The organism is Gracilimonas mengyeensis (assembly GCF_900182705.1).
Taxonomy (GTDB): domain Bacteria; phylum Bacteroidota; class Rhodothermia; order Balneolales; family Balneolaceae; genus Gracilimonas; species Gracilimonas mengyeensis.
In genome coordinates, this window is record NZ_FXTP01000005.1 from 58,364 (window position 1) to 77,253 (window position 18,890).

Annotated in this window: 13 protein-coding genes and 1 tRNA gene; 4 read left to right on the forward strand and 10 right to left on the reverse strand. The window is 46.5% G+C overall.

The features are described 5' to 3' along the window. Nucleotides 1-11: 11 nt before the first annotated feature. A complete protein-coding gene (gene radC / locus FN815_RS06805) occupies nucleotides 12-728 on the forward strand; it encodes a RadC family protein (protein WP_142453880.1) in 717 nt (238 codons plus the stop codon). 383 nt (nucleotides 729-1,111) lie between these two features. On the opposite strand, the gene FN815_RS06810 is transcribed toward radC, so the two are convergent. The 10 genes from FN815_RS06810 to FN815_RS06855 form a co-directional block, all read right to left on the reverse strand. After that, nucleotides 1,112-1,200: transfer RNA gene (locus tag FN815_RS06810), tRNA-Ser, on the reverse strand. 77 nt (nucleotides 1,201-1,277) lie between these two features. Then, a complete protein-coding gene (locus FN815_RS06815; RefSeq protein ID WP_142453881.1) occupies nucleotides 1,278-4,610 on the reverse strand; it encodes a sensor histidine kinase in 3,333 nt (1,110 codons plus the stop codon). Nucleotides 4,611-4,673: 63 nt separating this feature from the next. After that, nucleotides 4,674-5,240, reverse strand: coding sequence for a hypoxanthine phosphoribosyltransferase (gene hpt / locus FN815_RS06820; RefSeq protein WP_142453882.1), 567 nt, complete (start codon nucleotides 5,238-5,240; stop codon nucleotides 4,674-4,676). A gap of 1 nt (nucleotide 5,241) precedes the next feature. Then, entirely contained in the window at nucleotides 5,242-6,585 is a 1,344-nt protein-coding gene (gene tilS, locus FN815_RS06825; protein ID WP_142453883.1) for a tRNA lysidine(34) synthetase TilS, read from the reverse strand. A gap of 21 nt (nucleotides 6,586-6,606) precedes the next feature. Continuing rightward, the gene (locus tag FN815_RS06830; RefSeq protein WP_342780479.1) at nucleotides 6,607-7,905 is read right to left on the reverse strand and encodes a M28 family metallopeptidase; all 1,299 of its coding nucleotides are present in this window, start codon (nucleotides 7,903-7,905) and stop codon (nucleotides 6,607-6,609) included. 94 nt (nucleotides 7,906-7,999) lie between these two features. Beyond that, the gene (locus FN815_RS06835) at nucleotides 8,000-8,437 is read right to left on the reverse strand and encodes a hypothetical protein (RefSeq protein WP_142453885.1); all 438 of its coding nucleotides are present in this window, start codon (nucleotides 8,435-8,437) and stop codon (nucleotides 8,000-8,002) included. 124 nt (nucleotides 8,438-8,561) lie between these two features. Next, entirely contained in the window at nucleotides 8,562-9,887 is a 1,326-nt protein-coding gene (locus tag FN815_RS06840) for a murein hydrolase activator EnvC family protein (RefSeq protein WP_142453886.1), read from the reverse strand. Next, nucleotides 9,884-10,660, reverse strand: coding sequence for a DUF4292 domain-containing protein (locus FN815_RS06845; protein WP_142453887.1), 777 nt, complete (start codon nucleotides 10,658-10,660; stop codon nucleotides 9,884-9,886). Before FN815_RS06845 ends, FN815_RS06840 begins: the two co-directional genes overlap by 4 nt. Next, complete coding sequence (locus FN815_RS06850; RefSeq protein ID WP_185957203.1) at nucleotides 10,653-12,332, reverse strand: tetratricopeptide repeat protein; 1,680 nt, start codon at nucleotides 12,330-12,332, stop codon at nucleotides 10,653-10,655. The genes FN815_RS06845 and FN815_RS06850 overlap by 8 nt, the downstream gene beginning before the upstream one ends. A gap of 118 nt (nucleotides 12,333-12,450) precedes the next feature. Next, nucleotides 12,451-15,561, reverse strand: a complete 3,111-nt coding sequence (locus FN815_RS06855; RefSeq protein ID WP_142453889.1) for a T9SS type A sorting domain-containing protein — start codon at nucleotides 15,559-15,561, stop codon at nucleotides 12,451-12,453. 361 nt (nucleotides 15,562-15,922) lie between these two features. Between FN815_RS06855 and FN815_RS06860 the strand changes: the two genes are divergently transcribed. From FN815_RS06860 to argC, 3 genes are all read left to right on the forward strand, one after another. Beyond that, nucleotides 15,923-16,573: a GNAT family N-acetyltransferase gene (locus tag FN815_RS06860; RefSeq protein WP_142453890.1), complete on the forward strand. Its 651-nt coding sequence runs from the start codon at nucleotides 15,923-15,925 to the stop codon at nucleotides 16,571-16,573. A gap of 154 nt (nucleotides 16,574-16,727) precedes the next feature. Further along, nucleotides 16,728-17,930 carry an argininosuccinate synthase gene (locus FN815_RS06865; protein ID WP_142453891.1) on the forward strand — a complete coding sequence of 401 codons (1,203 nt, stop codon included), beginning with the start codon at nucleotides 16,728-16,730 and terminating at the stop codon, nucleotides 17,928-17,930. Next, nucleotides 17,923-18,888, forward strand: a complete 966-nt coding sequence (argC, locus tag FN815_RS06870) for an N-acetyl-gamma-glutamyl-phosphate reductase (RefSeq protein ID WP_142453892.1) — start codon at nucleotides 17,923-17,925, stop codon at nucleotides 18,886-18,888. Before FN815_RS06865 ends, argC begins: the two co-directional genes overlap by 8 nt. Nucleotides 18,889-18,890 lie beyond the last annotated feature (2 nt).

Below are 18,890 nucleotides of genomic sequence, written 5' to 3' on the forward strand. Positions count from 1 at the left end.
TTACAGAAATTATGGCCTACGAAGAATCTTTTTCCATCGAAGACTTCCATAACCGCACCGTCAAAGACATGCAGCCTGATGAGCAACCCCGCGAAAAGCTGATGCGCTACGGAGCTGAATCCCTTTCTGATTCCGAACTTTTAGCTATCCTGTTGCGCACCGGCACCAAAAAATTGAATGTCATAGAAACAGCCAAAGCTTTGCTGGAGCATTTCGGAGGCTTACATAGCCTGGTACGTAAAGACTGGCAGTCGCTTAAAGTGATCCCCGGCATTGCCAAAGTAAAAGCCATTACCCTGGAGGCTGCTTTCGAATTGGCGCGACGCATGCAGATTGCCGAGCTGGGCAATGAGATTACGGTGACCTCCCCCGAAGATGTAAACGCCTATTTTGCGCCTAAACTTCGGCATCTCACCAAAGAAACTTTCATTGTAGCCTTTCTTGATAACACAAAGAAGCTAACCGGTTACCGCTCCATCAGCACCGGAGGAAAAACAGCCACTATCGTAGATGCTTCCGAAGTAATGCGCCAGGCCGTGCTGCATGAAGCCAACTCCATCGTGCTGGTTCACAATCATCCCTCGGGCCATAACAAAGCCTCAACGGCGGATATTCAGCTAACCAAACGGCTGGCAGAATGTGGTAAGCTGTTTGGAATCCCTGTAGAAGACCATGTCATTATTGCCGGACATCAGTTCGTGAGTCTACGAAGTAATGGGGTTTTTTAGCACTGAGAAAATCTCGCATCGAAATTCGATCTATCGTAAATCTCTCTTATTAAGGCTTTCGGTTGTAATTGGAAGGAAGAATTTATTACTCAGCTTTATAGTTCTCTTGAATCAACAGAATAAACTTCTAAATTCGAAAGCTAAGGTCTTTGGATGAGCGAATGATCGATTAGCGACTAGCGAACTGCGAACACTTCTAACTTCAATGTTCCTTATTGAATGTTCGATGTTCGAATTGTGGAGAGGGAGGGATTTCCCGCATAGCTTATAATCTGAAAGCATCCCAATCTTAAGCGGGACAGGCTTCCCATCCCTGAATTATTTTCCGAACATAAAAAAACCACCAGACAGTGAATGCATGCATGGTGGTTTGAAATCTACAGCGGAGAGGGAGGGATTCGAACCCTCGATACCTCGTTGGAGGTATACTCCCTTAGCAGGGGAGCGCTTTAAGCCGCTCAGCCACCTCTCCGTTTTTTGAAGGGCATCAAATATAGCGACCTTTACCGACTAATAGCAACCCTTTTCGACGATTTAATCGGAAGGATTTTAATTTCTTTCTGAGATACCTTTTTCTGAAGCATTAAGTCCCGCTACCGGCAAGCGAACGGTGAAAGTTGTACCACGACCCTCTTCGGTATCAATGAGTATGGTGCCATGGTGCATCTCCGTCATTTCCTGGCAAATCAACAGCCCTAAACCCGATCCCTTTTCGTTATCGGTGCCGTAACGGGAAGTATTTACGCCCAGTTTTAGCAGCTCATTAGCCATTTTAGCGCTCATACCGATGCCATCATCTTGCACCGAGATATCATAAAATGATTCCTCCTTTTTTACCTCTAAATGGATGTTACCGCCAATGGGAGTAAACTTCAGTGCGTTGGATGTCAGGTTTCTTAATACGGTTTGGAGCATATTTGAATCGGCAAAAATCGTGTAAGAATCATCTGCAGTATAGCTAAGCTGTATTTTTTTCTGCTTTGCAACCGGCTCAAAAATATGAGCGATCTCAATAACCAGTGCCTTTAAGTTCACCGTCTCTGGTTCTGGCTTTATTTTGCCACTCTGCAGCGAAGCCCAGTTTAATAGGTTCTCTACCAACCTGAGCAGTGACTCCGACGAGCCGTGAATATATGCCATGCTTTCCCATAACTCGGGGTCTTTTTCGCGATCAATATCTGAAAGCAAGATATCGCTATAGCCAAGTATTGCCTGAAATGGATTCCTTAAGTCATGGGCAATCAGCGAAAAGAATTTATCTTTGGTACGGTTACTTTCTTCTAATTCCTCGGCCTGCTGCTGTATAATCTTGTTCTTCTCTTCCAGCTCGTTTTTCTCCTTTCTGATCTCTGCTGTCTGATCTTCAATAACCCGCTTAAGTTTATGCTGTCGGTTCAAAAGATACCGGTATCGCAATTGAGAGGTACCGTAATAACCAATTCCTATCAACAGTAAAATAAGCCCTATAAACCAGGGCTCTTCGTAGATAAAGGGTAATACAGTAATGGATATTTCTGCCGGCACCTCATTCCAGCTCCCCTGATCATTGGCAGCCGTCACCTCGAATGTATAGAAGCCCGCCGGTACGTCTACAAAGGAAATGGAGCGGTCTCCGTATACTTCTTCCCATTCATCGGAATATCCCACCAAGCGATACCGATAACGTGTTTTCTCCGGGGCATTAAACGTTAGTGCATGGTAATTAACCCGAAAGCTTTTATTCCCTCTTTCAATTTGTATCGCATCCTGGGCGTCATATATCCGCCCGCCGGCTTCAACACTATTTATTACCACATGAGGGGGGACCGTATTGCTTCCATTTTGCGAAGCATCAAAAATGGCAACACCTTCTTGGGTGGCAAACCAAAAGAAGTCATTCTCTGTTTTTAGTCCTGCTTCCTGGAATGAGCCATTCGCTTCAGGGTTTCTCATGCCTTCCGTACTGCTGTAATGCATGAGGCTAAAACTATCGTTGCGGCCATCCATATAGCGGTTCAATTCATCTTTTCTGATTTTGACAATCCCCTTGTTTGATGAAATCCAAAGCCACCCGAAATTATCCTCAGAAATCCAGTGGACGATATGGTCGGGCAGTCCGTCATCCCTATTCACATAAGCAATCTCGCCATCCCGAATGCGATTCAAACCATTATTTTCGGTACCTACCCATACAGTACCTGTATCTTTTTCATCGATATAGATGGAGCGCACATTATTTGAAGACAAACCTTCTTCCGTAGTAAAATTGGTAAATGTGCCCTTATAATACCTGCTGACTCCTCCATCCAGGCTTCCCGTCCATAATCCTCCGTCCGAATCTTTGGTAATGTATCTAATCTTGACGCCACTTAGCCCGTCTTCTTTACCGTATATCCGCAGGCTGTCATTCACAGGATTCCACTTTAGCAGCCCACCATACGTACCTATCCAAAGTTCTTCTGAACTTTCGGAATGCATAGCACGGACATCGTTCATTCCCGGCCGATCCGAGAATTTGTGGTTTTTAAATTCAGAGCCGGTCATCAAATCAAGCCCTTGCTGATGATACCCAATCCAGATATTACCGTTAACATCTTCTTCAATAGATTGAACGATATTGCTCGCCATCCCATCACGGATATCGTAGTTATAGACTTCCTGCCCTTCCACAATATTCAAACCATCTCCTCTTGTGCCCACCAGAATTCGATTTTGGTGATCTTTCTCCAGAGCAAGGATATTATCGCCAGAAATACCCTCTGGCACCCCAAGTGTACGTACTTTTGATTTACTCACCTTGATCAGACCATGACGGCTGGTCCCAAACCAGAGATTACCTTCACGATCTTCGTACATACAGGCATATTGGTAATCCTGCATCCCTTCAATTCCCTTGAACGGCACCAAGCGACCATCCTTATAAATACTAAGTGTTCCGGTGGTGCCAATAAACCAGAGTACACCGTCTGAGTCCCTGCGGACCTTCCAATAAATCTCTTTTATCTGGAGGTTGTCTTCTTCGATTCTTTGAATTTTGGCTGAACCGGGAACTTCTCCAAACACACGCCCGTCCGAAATGTAAATAGTGGTTTCTTCATCTCTGTATATATTGTAGATATTAAGGCCATCCAGTACCCGAAATTTCGGCGGCGATACAAGTTCCCACTCCTGAATCTGATACATCTTTCCGACAGAAGATACATTTATCACACCTTGGTCATCCTGAAACAACGCAAAAAAACTGTTCTCAGCAATACCATTACCAAGGTGGTACTCTTTAATCAACCGGCCATCATAATGCAAATGATACAAGCCGTTATTCGTGGCCGCCCAAATAGTGTTGGTAGAGAAATCTTCGAGTAGCTTGTTTACCCTTCTACTCTGATCATCATCTTTGTTTATGTACTGTGAAAATTGCCCTTCGTGATAAACGTACAACCCGCCCTGGGTAACAAAAAACATACGCCCGTCAGCCGTTTCATGCATTTGGGTAATATCCAGGTCAGTAAAACCTTCTTCGTTGCCGTAATGGGTAAATTCACCATTTTTCATCAGCATCACACCGCCATATTCCAGCGAAATCCACATTCCCACTCCTTCTTGAATATGTAGCATAGTGGTGCGGTTATGCGGCATTTCCGGTGTGTTGGAATAGTTAAACACTTTGAAATTAAGCCCGTCAAAACGTACCAATCCATCGTAGGTATTTACCCAGAGATAACCAAGGCTGTCTTGTGAAACCAATCCCACCGTGTTTACCGGCAATCCGTCTTCAATGGTCCAGGTTTGTGCAGTAAGCGTATCCAGTTTTTGTATTATTGGATATTGAAAAGCATTTGCCGAATGAGCCCCAAATGCCCATAGCAAACCCACCGTAAATAATATTACACGTTTCTTATTCATTGCCTTTAGTTAAGCAGCCCGTTTGGGGGATGCTTCAGCCCGGAGAATCAACCCAGACTGTATTTATTTTTCATCATCCAGCACATAAATTTGGGACAGGTTACGTCCTTCCTGAGCGTAATCCAATCCATAGCCAAGCACAAAAGCATCCGGGATTTCGAAACCTACATAATCCAATTGCACGTCATGTCTGGTAGCTTCTTTTTTATGAAGCAGCGTACATACACTCACTGAAGCGGGGTTTTCTTCCTTCATTCGCTTCACCATATACTGCATACTTAAACCGGTATCCACAATATCTTCAATCAGTATCACATGTCGTCCTTCAATTTTCGCGTCAATATGCTTGAGCTCCGTAACCTGCCCCGATGATACTTTTTCATCACCATAGCTGCTGAGCTTCATAAAATCCACCTCGCAGGGAATGGTAACGTGCCGCATGATATCTGCCAGAAAGATAAAAGCCCCATTCAATATGCCAATAAATATCGGACGCTTGCCATCAAAATCTTTATTAAGCTGCCGCCCCATCTGCGCCAGACGCTCGTCTATTTGTTCTTTGGTGATAAATATCTTAAAAAGCTCTCCGTTACAAGTTACTTTATCGGGCTGATGGAATCTTGAACTCATATCAAATTGAAAGATTAATAGTCAAAAATATTTCGGTTTGGGGATGATAACGGGCCTCCTCAGCCACGGCTCCCCACTCGTTGTTTTCTGCCTTCACGGGATAGATAATGGCGTAAATAGTACCATCTGATCCGCACAATACCAAAGCCTTTTCCTTTAAATGAGCGGGTATTTTGCGGGATGTCAGATGTTTGGCAATGTTTTGGGATCCTGATAAACCTAAAGGCGTAAAGCGATCTCCCTCTTGCCATTCTCGCAAAGTCAGGGGCCATTGCAGCTTGTCTGCGTCTACTTGCAAATTTGCCGACTGGCTGCGTGAAGATACAAGTTTTAGCGATACCGGGCCCGTCTTAAAATCACTCTCCACTTCACCCCTTTTAAAAGTGTAGCTGATGGACGCTTGTTCTTTGTGAGCTTGAATAACAACCTGCCCACGATCTGAAGTTAACCTCAGGTTACCGGCTTCGATTGTTGTACCTGTTTGGATATGTTCAATCTCTTTCAGCTGCTGCCATTCGCCCCGGGAGAGCGACTGTTCCAGGCCATTTATTTTCAGGATGGTTTTCAGTACCGATGTTTTCAGGTTGTCAGGCAATGCCGAATATTTTGTCAAGTCGATCATATTCTTTTCAGCCACCTGACCGGCCACCTGTTGCATGGCAGCTTCAAACCGTTCTCCCTGTTCCTGCAGCTTTAAGATATTTTGTTGCCAGCCCGGAAAAAAACCATCCATTTGCTCAGCAAGCTCATTCCTTAAAAAATTACGGGCATAATCACTTTGCAAATTAGATTCATCCACTCGGTATGGAATGACCTCTCCATCGCAGTAATCGAGTATTTGTTGTTTGGTAAAAGGGAGCAGCGGCCGGAAGAGCTCTCCATCCCACACAGACATCCCCTGCCATGCTTCCGGTGCACTTCCTCGAAGCAGTTTCTGCAAAATGGTTTCTACCTGGTCATCCTGATGGTGAGCCGTTAGGATGGCTGCGGCATCATACTCTTCCTTAAAATCCCTAAAAAAACGATAGCGTTGTTTCCGGGCCCAGTTCTGAAAGTTTTCATCCCCGGCATCTTCAGGATTCAAGGGAATCGTACAGCATTCAAATCCCCACTGAAAAGCCATTTGTTCGGCGAGCTCTTGGTCGAGATCTGAAGCTTCATCACGTTTTCCATAATTCACATGCACAATCAAGGCTGAAATCTCTAATCTCTTGAGCAAGTACATCAGAGCCATCGAATCGGGACCACCGCTCACTCCCAAAACAAAAAAATCATCTGGCGCAAAGTACTGCCTCCTTACTTTTTCCAGATGATTTTCTAATTGAGTTAACAGGGACTGAGCCATGTGATCTAAATCCTGTTGGAATTAATCCCCGAAAGAACCGGCTGGACCCGGAAATACTACCGGACTTTCAAAACCCTCTTTGGAAACACTAGCCACACCAAAGTAGTAGTTGTCGATTACAACATTTTCCAAAGTGTGTTGGGTTGAGTCGGCTGGCACATACACGCTTTTTTGCCATTGATTGGCATCCGTCAGGCGCCAGTAAATTTTGTAGCCTGCCAGCTGTGGATTTTCTTCGGAATCCAGCGCTTTCCATTTCAGCGTGGTGCTCGGGCGAACGGCGCCTTCAATTTCTACATTGGCCGGCGGGCTGGGTGCCCACGACATACCTGCCATTACCACCGCATTTAAACCGGTAAGTTTGGCGGCAAAATCGAATTCAACTTCATCCAGCACGTCACCATATTCCACGCCATCCTCGGTTCGTAAATCCTGGTGCTGGCGGTTGTAATCTTCATTTGTTTCCATGATACGTACACCCGGGAATCCAGCCTCGTTAAACGGCCGATGGTGCCCGCCTCGTCCAAAACGATCCAGACGATAAATCATCATTACATCCAGGTTACGAATGTACAAATCGGCCATTTTATCTACGTAACGTGCCAGGTTGCGCGAAGGCGAATCAACCTCACCACCCGTATAGCGACGGATGGTTGCTTCCCGCTCTGTTTCCACGTAGCGGGTTCCTTCAGAAAATACGCGGGCGGTAGTATTATCAATCACCTGGTTGATACCCTGTATGTTGCCAATCATATCATTATTCAACACACCTTTGATATCCCAGCCTTGTTCTTTGGCATATTCGGCCAGAATCTGTCCGCCAAATAACCCCTGCTCCTCACCGGATAGAGCAGCATACATTATAGAACCTTCGAACTCATATTGGCTAAGAACCCGAGCGGCTTCAAGCGCACCGGCAACACCGGAGGCATTATCGTTGGCGCCGGGAGATTCAGAGGTACCGTCCAACGGATCGGAAACACGCGAGTCAATATCACCACTCATCATAATAAAACGGTTAGGATCGGCTGTGCCTCGCTGAATAGCAATTACATTCACTATTTTGGTGGGTTCCGGGATACGCCGGGTGCCCTCAACCACATCACTTACATAAAATACTTCCAGGCAACCGCCACATTCTTCTGAAATGCGTTCAAACTCTGCTTTTATCCAGCGCCGGGCTGCGCCAATTCCGTGGGTATCAGAAGTAGTATCAGACAATGTGTGACGGGTACCAAAACTCACCAGTTTTGTGATATCGGCTTCAATACGTTCGGCAGAAGGAGCGGCACCTATCTCGCGGAGCACTTCCGTTTCCATGGTCTGCGACCAGGCGCTGCCTCCCATCAAAAACACAAATAATAGGGTAGTTATCGTAGCTTTAAATAATTTCATAAAGATAGAATAAGAGTTATTAGTTATTCTCAGGAGAGGAATCGTCTTGTTGTAGATATTCTTTCAGGTTTTGCTGAAACCGGGCTTGCGCTTTTTGTCCTGCACGATGCCCGAAATAGGCACCCAGCCCACAGGCCACAATCACGGTAAACATATAGGTAAGTTCGGACTGCCCCAAGCCGGCATCAAAAATCTTTACCCACACCAATGGAGGAATGGCCACCATCAAAGCAAATACATAGGGAGCAGGATTTGGTCCCTGAAGGCGCCGCATAAAACGACGACCGCTTACGAATACCAGGTTCATATATACCAGGCCAAAACCCAATAGAAAAAGCATTCCGGTGACGCCGGGATCACTTATTTTTACTAAAAATTCGGAACTGAGAAGCGTAAAAGCTGCCGATACAATGAATATACCGGAGGTGTAAAATATAAAACGAGGAAGGTTATCCACGGGAAAAGTTGGCTTTTAGGTTTGATTGTGGCCAAAATTCCTAAAAACAAACCCCAAATGCTAATGCATACATAACTTTTAACGCCTTGCGTAAAGTGTACCGTAAAATGGAAGGCTTGCAAGTTTACTTAAGCCAGCTCACCGGATTTACGTTTTGGTTGCCATCCCGCAATAAAAAGAAAAGAACTTCGCCTAACTCAGATTGAGAGGTACCGGATGAGCCAATACGGTCACCTTGACGTAACACCGTTCCCACGCCCACATCAATCTGGCTGAGGTTGCCATATGCGGTGTAATAAGAACCATGTTTTACGAATACTACATCGCCGTAACCGGGAAGTGGACGAATACGAAATACATACCCATCTGCCACCGCTTTAACAGGCGAACCGGCATCGGCTACAATATCGATACCGGGATGTTCGGTGATGGTGCCATACAAAGGGTTACGAACGCGTCCAAATTGCTTGGCCACGGTAGTGCTGTTTACCGGCCAGGGGAGGTCTCCTTTGGCTTTAGCAAATTCGTCTTCAAATACAGCCAATTCTTCATCACTTACAAAATTCGTGGAACGGGCGGCGCTCTCATACTTTTCAACCTCGCTGGCCCGGCGGGAAGCGTCCGTGATATTCCGGGCCTCTTCGAGACGGCGCAGACGTTCATTTTCGGCGGCACGTAATTCCTCTTCTTCCTCGATCAGGCTAGAGAAAGTGTTCTCCAGATTCTCTTTCTCCTGCCGGGTCTTACGCAATTCAGATAACCACTCGCTGCGTTCCTGTTTAATTTCTTCAACGGTCTGCTCCTGCTGTTGCCGTTGGTCTCCCAGCTCTTCTTTTTCCTCCCGGATTTCTCCCAGCACAACCCGGTTCTTCTGATGACTGTCCTCCAGGTTTTCCTTCACTTCATCCAGCTCCCGTTTGGTTTCACGGATAGCTTCTGCCTGCTTGGCCTTCTGCTCTTCAAAACGGCGCAGGTAATTGGCGCGCACCACCATCTGGTTGATGGACTTGGAGGTTAACAGCAACTCCAGGTTTCCGGTCCGTCCATTCTTGTATGCGTAACTGATGATTTTTTTGTAGCTCTCAATCAGATGATTTAATTCGGCTTCCCGCACGCTTATTTCTTCTTCGGTGAGACGTATCTCCGCTTCAATCTGAGATTGCTCCTGTTGCAGGGATTTAATTTTATCATCCTGCAAAGCAATCAGGTTATTCAGCGACTGAAACTGCTCAAAGGATTTATCAAAGCGCTGCTCAGCCTGACGTACCCGCTCCTGATAATTTTTGATACGGGCTTCCAGCACATTGATTTCAGCCCGGGCATTTTCCTGGCGCTTAAGCAGTTCCTCCCTCTTCTCTTCGTAGGTTGATTGTGCAGAGACCTCCACGGCCGCTAAAGCTGCAAGCAAGATCATCACACATACTTTCAATAAATAGCTATGAGCTTTCATAATCGTTCAATCTCTACATTCTTGGGGATATCAATGGTCAACTCCGGCAACTTTGGGTTCACATCCAGGCTTCGGATTAAAAAGACCACCCGCGAATCTCCATCGGAACTAAAAATCGTGATTTTCCGCGGTAAAATAAATCCATTAAGCTCACCATAACTTTCGTATTCCAATCTTGAATATGGAGCGGCAGAACGTGGTGGTTGTTCTACCTGCCGTACCTGTCCGCCTTCTTTGCTCAGGTACACCCGGGCACCATTCTTCAACCGCAGTTGTAGGAAATTATTGTTTTCGAAAACCGCCTGCACCTGCTCCTTCCCCACTTTGAAATTGATGAGATCCAAAATATTGATAGAGGCCAGTTCATTCAGGCTGGTCATGCGCCCGTCATAAATCGACAGCTTTTGAGCATAATCATCCAGGCGGTTGTAGATCAAAATCGAATCCTGATCCACCAGCATCTTCCCGCCTTCGATACCAATACGGTTTTGGATAGTGAGCAGGCTTAGCGCCGTATCTGCCTGAAATTCTATAGTTACCCGGTCGCTGTTCCCCGGCTCACTCACCAAAGCCCGTCCTTTACCCTCCAGCGTGTTCAGGCTTTCGGAATAATCGGGAATCCTGTTCACCACTTCACCAATAGAAAGACTGCTTTTGCTATAGTTTTCTTTAGAAACCGAGCGAGAAGTGCTACAAGCGGTAAAGAACAAGACCAATGGTATAAGCGGAAAAAACAGGGATGTGAAAGAACGGATTTGCACGTGCTTACCCATTTATTTTAGGTTCAAGATGGGTGCGATCCGGATCTTTTTCGAGGGCCTGCCGCCACCAGTCACGGGCTTCTTCCATATTGCCCAGCTTTTCGTTTACATCGCCCATATGCTCCAGTACTTCCGCACTAGCTTCCCCAGTGTCAATAGAAGCTTTGATGAAACGCTGTGCCCGGTCGTAATCTCCCAGTTTATAATACACCCAACCCACGGTATCCAAGTAAGCTGAATTTTCGGGATTTACTTCGATGGCTTTCAGTGCCAATTCCTTGGCGCGTTCGAGGTTCTCTCCGCGCACCGATAAGTTGTAGGCGTAATTATTCATGGCGTTGTCATTATCGGGATCGTACCGCAAAGCTAATTCGTACGCTTCGTCTGAGGCTTCATGGTTCTCAAGGTTGGCCCGAACATCACCCAGTGTACTGTAAATGACGGATTTAAACGGTCTACGTGCAGGAGCCCGTGCTGCTTGCTCCAGCCAGGGTTCTGCTTTTTTGTTTTGATCGTTCAGCATGTACCCGCTACCGATAAAAAACTGTATAAAGGCATCTTCGGGCACCTCTTCGTTGGCTTTAAGGCCCACTTCAATTGTCTCCTCGTATTTCTGCTGACTGAGCAATAATTGCAAGCGTTGTCGCCAGGCGATATCATCTCCGGGCAGCAGCTTATTGGCTTGTTCCAGTTTTTCAAGGGCTATTTCGGGCTCCCCGGCCTGACGGTAATATTCTCCGGATAAAGTAAAAGCAGGACCAAACTCTGGCTCACTTTCCGTAAAAGTGTCGAAAATGCGCTCGGCTTCTACCCGCAGCTGTATGTTTTGGGGATCCTGTTCTACCCTGGAATAAAAGAAACGGGCGATCTCCATTTTATTTTCCGGCTGAATCAGCGTATCAGAGATAAAATTGGTCAGCAGAGTTCCGGCACTGTCCCACTGTTGCTCTTCCAGGTAAATAGTGGATAAGGTGATCAGCGATTGTGGATCACGGGCATTGCGGTCAAGCGCATCCTTCAGCACTTTCTTGGCTTCGGCTTTTTCACCGGTACGGGAATAGTATTGCCCCAACAAGTTCAGCATTTGCAGATTATCCGGATCAGCTTCACGGATTCTTTCCAGCTGCACAACGGCAGAATCGGTTGCTGCCAGCGACTCAAAATTCCTGAATTTCATCAACAGCACCTGCGGGTCTTCCCCAGAGAGTTTTATAATCCGGTCTAATATCTCATTGGACCTTACAAACTCACCATAATCCTTATAGGTATCAGCCAGCATGTACAATCCCTCAAAATCATTGGGATGATATTCCAGCAGAGTATTCAGCTGCTCCAGGGTGGCCTGATTGCGACCGGCACTGCGATAAATCTCGGCCAGTTTCAGCCGGTACCATTTGCTTTCCGGATCGGCTTCAACGGCTTGCTTTCCATATACCGCCGCATTCGGTAAGTCATTTAAAGACAGATAGGTATCGGCCAGGGCATAACTCACGCCCGGGGGCTGATCAAGGTTACGATAGGCTTCCAGCAATAACTCCCTTGCTTCCTCATAAGCCTCGTTTTCAAAAGCTTCCAGGCCGTTTATATATGCCGATTTCCCAGAATAATCATTGTTCTGTTGAACCTGAGCAGGTAACAGCTGTGGAATAATAAAGAGTGCGAATAGTAAAAAATAGTTTCTCATAGAACACATAACGCTAAGTATAACGGTATAGCGCCTTTTTTGCTTATTTCATTCATAAAAAAAGAGCCGGAAATCAATCCGGCTCTTCTAACATTAGGAGAATAAAAAGTGGGGAATTCTACTTGATAAGCATCATTCTCCGCGTTTGGGTAAAGTCTCCGGCGTTTATCCGGTATAAATACATTCCACTTGATAAATTAGCTGCATCGAAAGTAAGGGTATAGGTACCAGCCGACTGTCGTTGTCCCTGAACCAGGGTAGCCACTTTTTGTCCGGTGATGTTATATACCGCAACATTTACGCTGGCCGCTTCGGGCAGGGCATAACTAATTTGCGTGGTTGGGTTGAATGGGTTTGGATAGTTCTGGTCCAACTTAAAAGCAGTTGGCGTTCCGTCATCAATTTCCTCGTTACTGGTGGTCATGCCAGGCAACAGCTGGGCTGTTCCGTCAGGCAGTACCAGTAGTAAACCAAAACCGGGACCTTCATTATTGGCAGATGGATCAAGGAATCCACTGGCAAGTATCATGGCCGTTTGACCTCCCAGGCTACTCACATCGGCGGTAAAAGAGGCTACGGGTGAGTCAGCGCCAGTTGGATTTACATCAATGGTGTAAGAAGCCAAAGGCACCGTCAAATAGCTCTCGGTGGCACCGGTGTAAGACACATTGGTAGCCAGAGCAGTAACATCTCTCGCTAAAATATCCACAGCCGGAGCATCGGTAGCGCCATGATAGATACCAAAGGTAAATTCTTCTTCATTGCCGGATAATTGCGCACCGGATTGTACATCCAGCATGAAGCCGGTATCAACGCCATCCGGGTTGTCTGCAAAGGCGGAAGGATCACTGACACCTTGTGCAATCACATAATAGTTTTCACCAGCTTCGAAAGTCACATTGGCCGTGTAAGAATCTTCGGTCAGCTCAGCATCAGCAAGGGTAACACCGATGGTATATTCGGTACCCGCTTCAAATTCCAGGAAGTCAGTTGCGTCACGGAATCCAACATCTTCCAGCGTAAGCGCTCCGTTTACGTAAATATCCACCATTTCAAAAGCAGGGTCAGCTGCATTGTGGATGATTTGTGCCATAGCTGTTCCGTAAGATGGAAGGTTTATTACCGTGCCATCAGGCAGCACCGCAATCAAACCAAAAGCTGGCCCGTCGTTGTTGGCAGAAGGATCCAAAAATCCGCTGGCTAACACAATAGCTGAAGAACCGCCTAATCCAGATACATCTGCTTCAAAAGAAGCTACGGTGGTAGCTGTACCTGCCACATTGATATCCAGCACATAACTGTCGGCAGGTACACTCACGTATCCTTCCGAATCATCGGTATAAGCTAAACCGCCAACCAGTGTATTGCCTCCGGTATTTATATCTACAGACGGTGCGTCACTGGCACCATGATATACGGCCAGATCAACCATTCCTGCATCGGCCGTAGTTTGGGCGCCGGTTACCACATCCAGAAAGAATCCGGTAGTAACGCCATCCGGGTTTTCAGCAAATTCGGAGATATCATTCACTCCCTGCGCAATCACATAATAGGATTCACCAGCATCCAGATTCAGCGTAGTATTGTACACGGAAGAACTGATCCCTGCGGCATGTGGAGCCACATCAATTTCGATATCAACCCCCGCACGCAATTCTACAAAAGGACTTGCTTCTCGGAAGGCCACACTGTCTAAAAGGATTTCGCCGTTGGCATAAATATCAACCAATCCAAAAGCAGGATCGGCAGCATTATGGATGATTTGTGCTGTAGCTGTTTGATATGCCGGAAGCTCTACAACTGTTCCATTTGGCAACACGGCAATCAACCCAAAAGCTGTGCCGTCATTGTTTGCGGATGGATTCAGAAATCCACTTGCCAGGACAATAGCACTTGATCCGTCTAAACCACCAAGCGGAGCCACAAACGAAGCGACAGTGGTTGAAGTACCGGCCGCATTTACATCCAACACATATTCAGCTGCGGGTACGCTTAAGTAGCCGGCTGTATTATCTGTATACGACAAGCCGCCTGCAAGTGTGTTGCCACCTGTGTTAATATCAACGGTGGGAGCATCGCTTGCACCATGATAAATGGAGAGATCAACCTCACCAGCATCGGCAGTAGTTTGTGCCCCGGCAATAGCATCCAGGAAAAAGCCTGTCTCTACTCCATCGGGATTCTCTGCAAAAGAAGAAGGATCACTTACGCCCTGTGCAATTACGTAATAAGATTCGTCGGTCGCCAGGTTCAGCGTGGTGTTATACACAGAGGCGCCAATACCTGCTTCATAAGGCACAACATCAATCTCAATATCAACGCCAGCTTCTAATTCTACGAAGGAAGTTGCTTCACGGAAAGCAACACTGTCCAACAAGATTTCACCGTTTGCATAAATATCTACTACTTCAAAAGCCGGATCAGCAGCGTTATGAATGATTTGTGCGGTTGCCGTCGGCGTGTATTCCGGAAGATTCAGCACCGTACCATCAGGCAATACTGCAATCAACCCAAAAGCTGGTCCATCATTGTTGGCTGAAGGATCCAGAAAACCACTGGCTAAAATCATAGCTGTGGAACCTTCGAGAGTTGAGATATCAGCCTCAAAAGAAGCTACCGTTGTTTCAGTGCCGGCTGCATTGATATCTAATACATAGCTATCACCCGGCAAACTGATGTAACCGTTGGTGTAATCAGAATATGGGATGTTACCTACCAACGTTCCGCCCGGGGCATTTACATCTACTGCGGGAGCATCGGTTGCGCCGTGATAAACGGAAACGCCCACAAAGGACGAATCAAAGGTTGTTTGGGCTCCTGAATAAACATCCAGCATAAAAGCGGTAGAACGCCCGGTTGGATTCTCTGCAAAAGCAGAAGGATCGCTTACGCCTGTTGCTACAATATAATATGCTTCGTCAGCTTCCAGGTTAACCGTGGTATTATAGACCGAAGCCCCGATTCCTGCTCCAGCGGGTGCAACATCTATCTCGATGTCAACACCAGCTGTGAGTTCTAAAAATCCGGTAGCTGATCGGAAAGCGACATCTTCCAGCAGTACATCGCCGTTTGCGTATATATCTACGACCTCAAAGGCTGGGTCGGCTGCGTTATGAATAATTTGTGCTTCTGCAGTTTGTGCTTGCGCGGAAGTGGTTCCCAAAAGCCCTGAAAAGGCAAATAGGAAAGCGCTCACAATGGCAGAGATACTTGTACCTAATGATCTCATAGTTCCTGTATTTAATTGTGATTTATGTACAAGAGAAATGCAGCGTCTCTTTTGTTGAATAGTCAATTTTTGTGCAAATCTCCTGCGCTTATCAATGCAATTTGCTGGCACATTAGTTCCCGAAATAAAAAATCAAGAAAAAATTTGAAATAATTCTTTAGCTTTGTTTACATTAGAGCCATGCAAACGAACAGCATAAATAGAATTAATTTTACGCCAACACCACTCCGGCGGATTCCGCGGCGGCGGTAAGCATATAACTATGTCGCTATCTCAGCGGCACCCACCTCGACAAAACCGCTCAATTCTATTATAACTTTTCCCCGACAGGGAAATTCCATAAAGATCTCACTCAACCATCATGTCTGTTCAAATCCAAGTTGCTTCCGAAAAGCATAGCACTTATGCCGAAGAAATCACGCTAATGATTGAAACGGCTGCACGCCAGCGCGGCACCGGTATTGCAAAACGTGATCCGGAATACGTCAAAAAGAAGCTGCGTAACGGTAACGCCATCATCGCTTTAGACGGCAACAAGCTGGCCGGCTTCTGCTACATCGAGGTGTGGGAAAACAAAAAATATGTAGCCAACTCGGGATTGATTGTACACCCCCACTACCGCGGCATGGGGCTGGCCAAAAACATCAAAGCCAAGGCGTTTGAGCTCTCCCGTAAAAAATATCCCGGCTCCAAATTATTCGGGATTACCACCAGCCTTCCCGTCATGAAAATCAACTCGGACCTTGGCTACAAGCCCGTCACCTTTTCTGAGCTTACCCGTGACGAGACCTTCTGGGATGGTTGCCAAAGCTGCCCCAATTATGACATCCTTACCCGTAATGAGCGCAAGAATTGTTTGTGTACCGGCATGATGTACGATCCCAATCAACCCAATAAAAAACCCAAGGCTGAGCGTGAGAAAAACATTGCCAAATATTACCGGTGGGTGAAAATGAAAACCAACAAGTACCTGAAGAAACTGAATCCCATGAGCATGTTTTTTTCCATTTAAACACTATGAATTTTAATAGACCGTCATTGCAAGGAGCCAAAAAGCGAAATCCTAAATATTTCATGGAGATCGCTACGTCGAATACCAGCACAGGCTTAGTCTCAACATCCATACTCCTTGCGATGACACAAACTCATTCAAATTCCATTCAATCATGACTGAAAAGAAAAAAGTTTTACTCGCCTTTAGCGGCGGACTCGATACCAGCTACTGCGCCATATGGCTGGCTAAAGAAAAAGGCTATGACGTGCACACCGCAGCCGTAAATACCGGTGGTTTTGATGCCGAAGAAACCGAAGCACTGGCTGAAAAAGCCCAAAAGCTCGGCATTCAAAATCACGTAATGTTGAATGTGGAAGAGGAATTCTATCAAAAGGGCATTAAATATCTGGTATTTGGGAATGTGTTGAAAAACCACACCTACCCACTATCGGTAAGTGCCGAGCGGGTATTCCAAGCCGTAGCTATTGCTGAATATGCTAAAGAAATTGGCGCCGATGCCATCGCTCACGGAAGCACCGGGGCCGGGAACGACCAGGTTCGTTTTGATTTAGTGTTTAATGTGATGGCGCCCGGTGTGGAGATCATCACCCCTATTCGTGATCAAAAACTGAGCCGTGAAGAAGAAGTGGAATACCTGAAGGAAAACGGCATCGATCAGGAATGGGCCAAAGCCAAATATTCCATCAATCAGGGATTGTGGGGCACCTCCGTCGGCGGCGCCGAAACGCTGACTTCGCACCAGGGACTTCCCGAAGATGCCTGGCCTACTAAAGTAACCGCCACCGATTCGAAAAAAGTGGAATTGGAATTTAAACAAGGCGAGTTGATTGGCATTGACGGCCAGCAATTCAGCCCGGTTCAGGCCATTAAAGAACTGGAGAAGATTGCCTCTCCATATGGCGTTGGAAGAGACATTCACGTAGGCGATACCATTATTGGAATTAAAGGTCGTGTGGGATTTGAGGCAGCTGCGCCAATGATCATCATTAAATCACACCAGCTGCTGGAGAAACACACGCTGGGCAAATGGCAACTGCACTGGAAAGATCAACTCGCCGACTGGTACGGCATGTTGATGCACGAGGGTCAGTATCTCGACCCCGTGATGCGCAACATTGAAACCTTCCTGGAAGACACGCAAGAGACGGTATCCGGCAAGGTATTTGTGAAACTGGAGCACAAACGATTTGAGCTGGAAGGCATCGAATCAGACCATGATTTAATGGCTTCCAAATTTGGCCAGTACGGCGAGATGAACAACGCCTGGAGCGGCGAAGATGTGAAAGGCTTCACCAAAATTCTGGCCAATTCTATGCTCATCCAAAAACAAACCCAAAACCAGACCAATGATTAAAGTCGGAGTCATAGGAGGCGCGGGATATACCGCCGGAGAACTGCTCAGAATTTTATTGCATCACCCCAAAGCGGAATTGAAAAGCGTGGTGAGCCGCAGTCACAGCGGGGAGTTTTTGTACAAAGCCCATCCCGACCTGAACGGAGATATCGATCTGAAATTTGATGCAGAACTGAACCAAGATGTAGACGTGGTATTTCTGTGCATGGGGCACGGGAATTCCAGAGGTATTGTAGAAAGCGGGGTGATTCCCGAATCGGCCAAAATTGTAGATTTGAGCACGGACTTCCGCCATAAAGAAAGTAGTAACGGATTTGTATATGGCCTGCCGGAACTGAACCGCGAGGATATCAAAGAAGCAGACAAAATTGCCAACCCCGGCTGCTTTGCCACCTGTATTCAGCTTACGCTGTTGCCCTTGGCGGATGCGGGATTGATTAACCAAGACGTGCACGTAACTGCCATCACTGGAAGCACCGGGGCGGGACAAAATCCCACGGCTACCACGCACTTTAGCTGGCGCAGCCACAATGCCTCCATCTACAAACCACTGACTCACCGCCACCTGAAAGAAATCAAAGAAAGCCTGACGCAGCTGCAGGATGATTTCAGCAACCAAGTGCACTTTATTCCTATGCGCGGAGCGTTTACCCGTGGAATTTTGGCGGTTTCCTATCTTCCCACAGATAAATCACTTGAAGAAGTACAGGATTTATTTGAAGCGTATTACGCAGATCATCCCTTCGTGCATCTCTCGGATGAACCGCTGGATGTGAAGCAAATTGTAGGCACCAACAAAGGCTTGCTGCATCTGCAAAAAGAAAATGGCCAAATCCTCATTACCGGTGTGATTGACAACCTGGTGAAAGGGGCCTCGGGACAGGCCGTGCAAAACATGAATCTCATCTTTGGACTCGACGAAACGGAAGGACTCACTCTTAAATCAACCGCATTTTAATC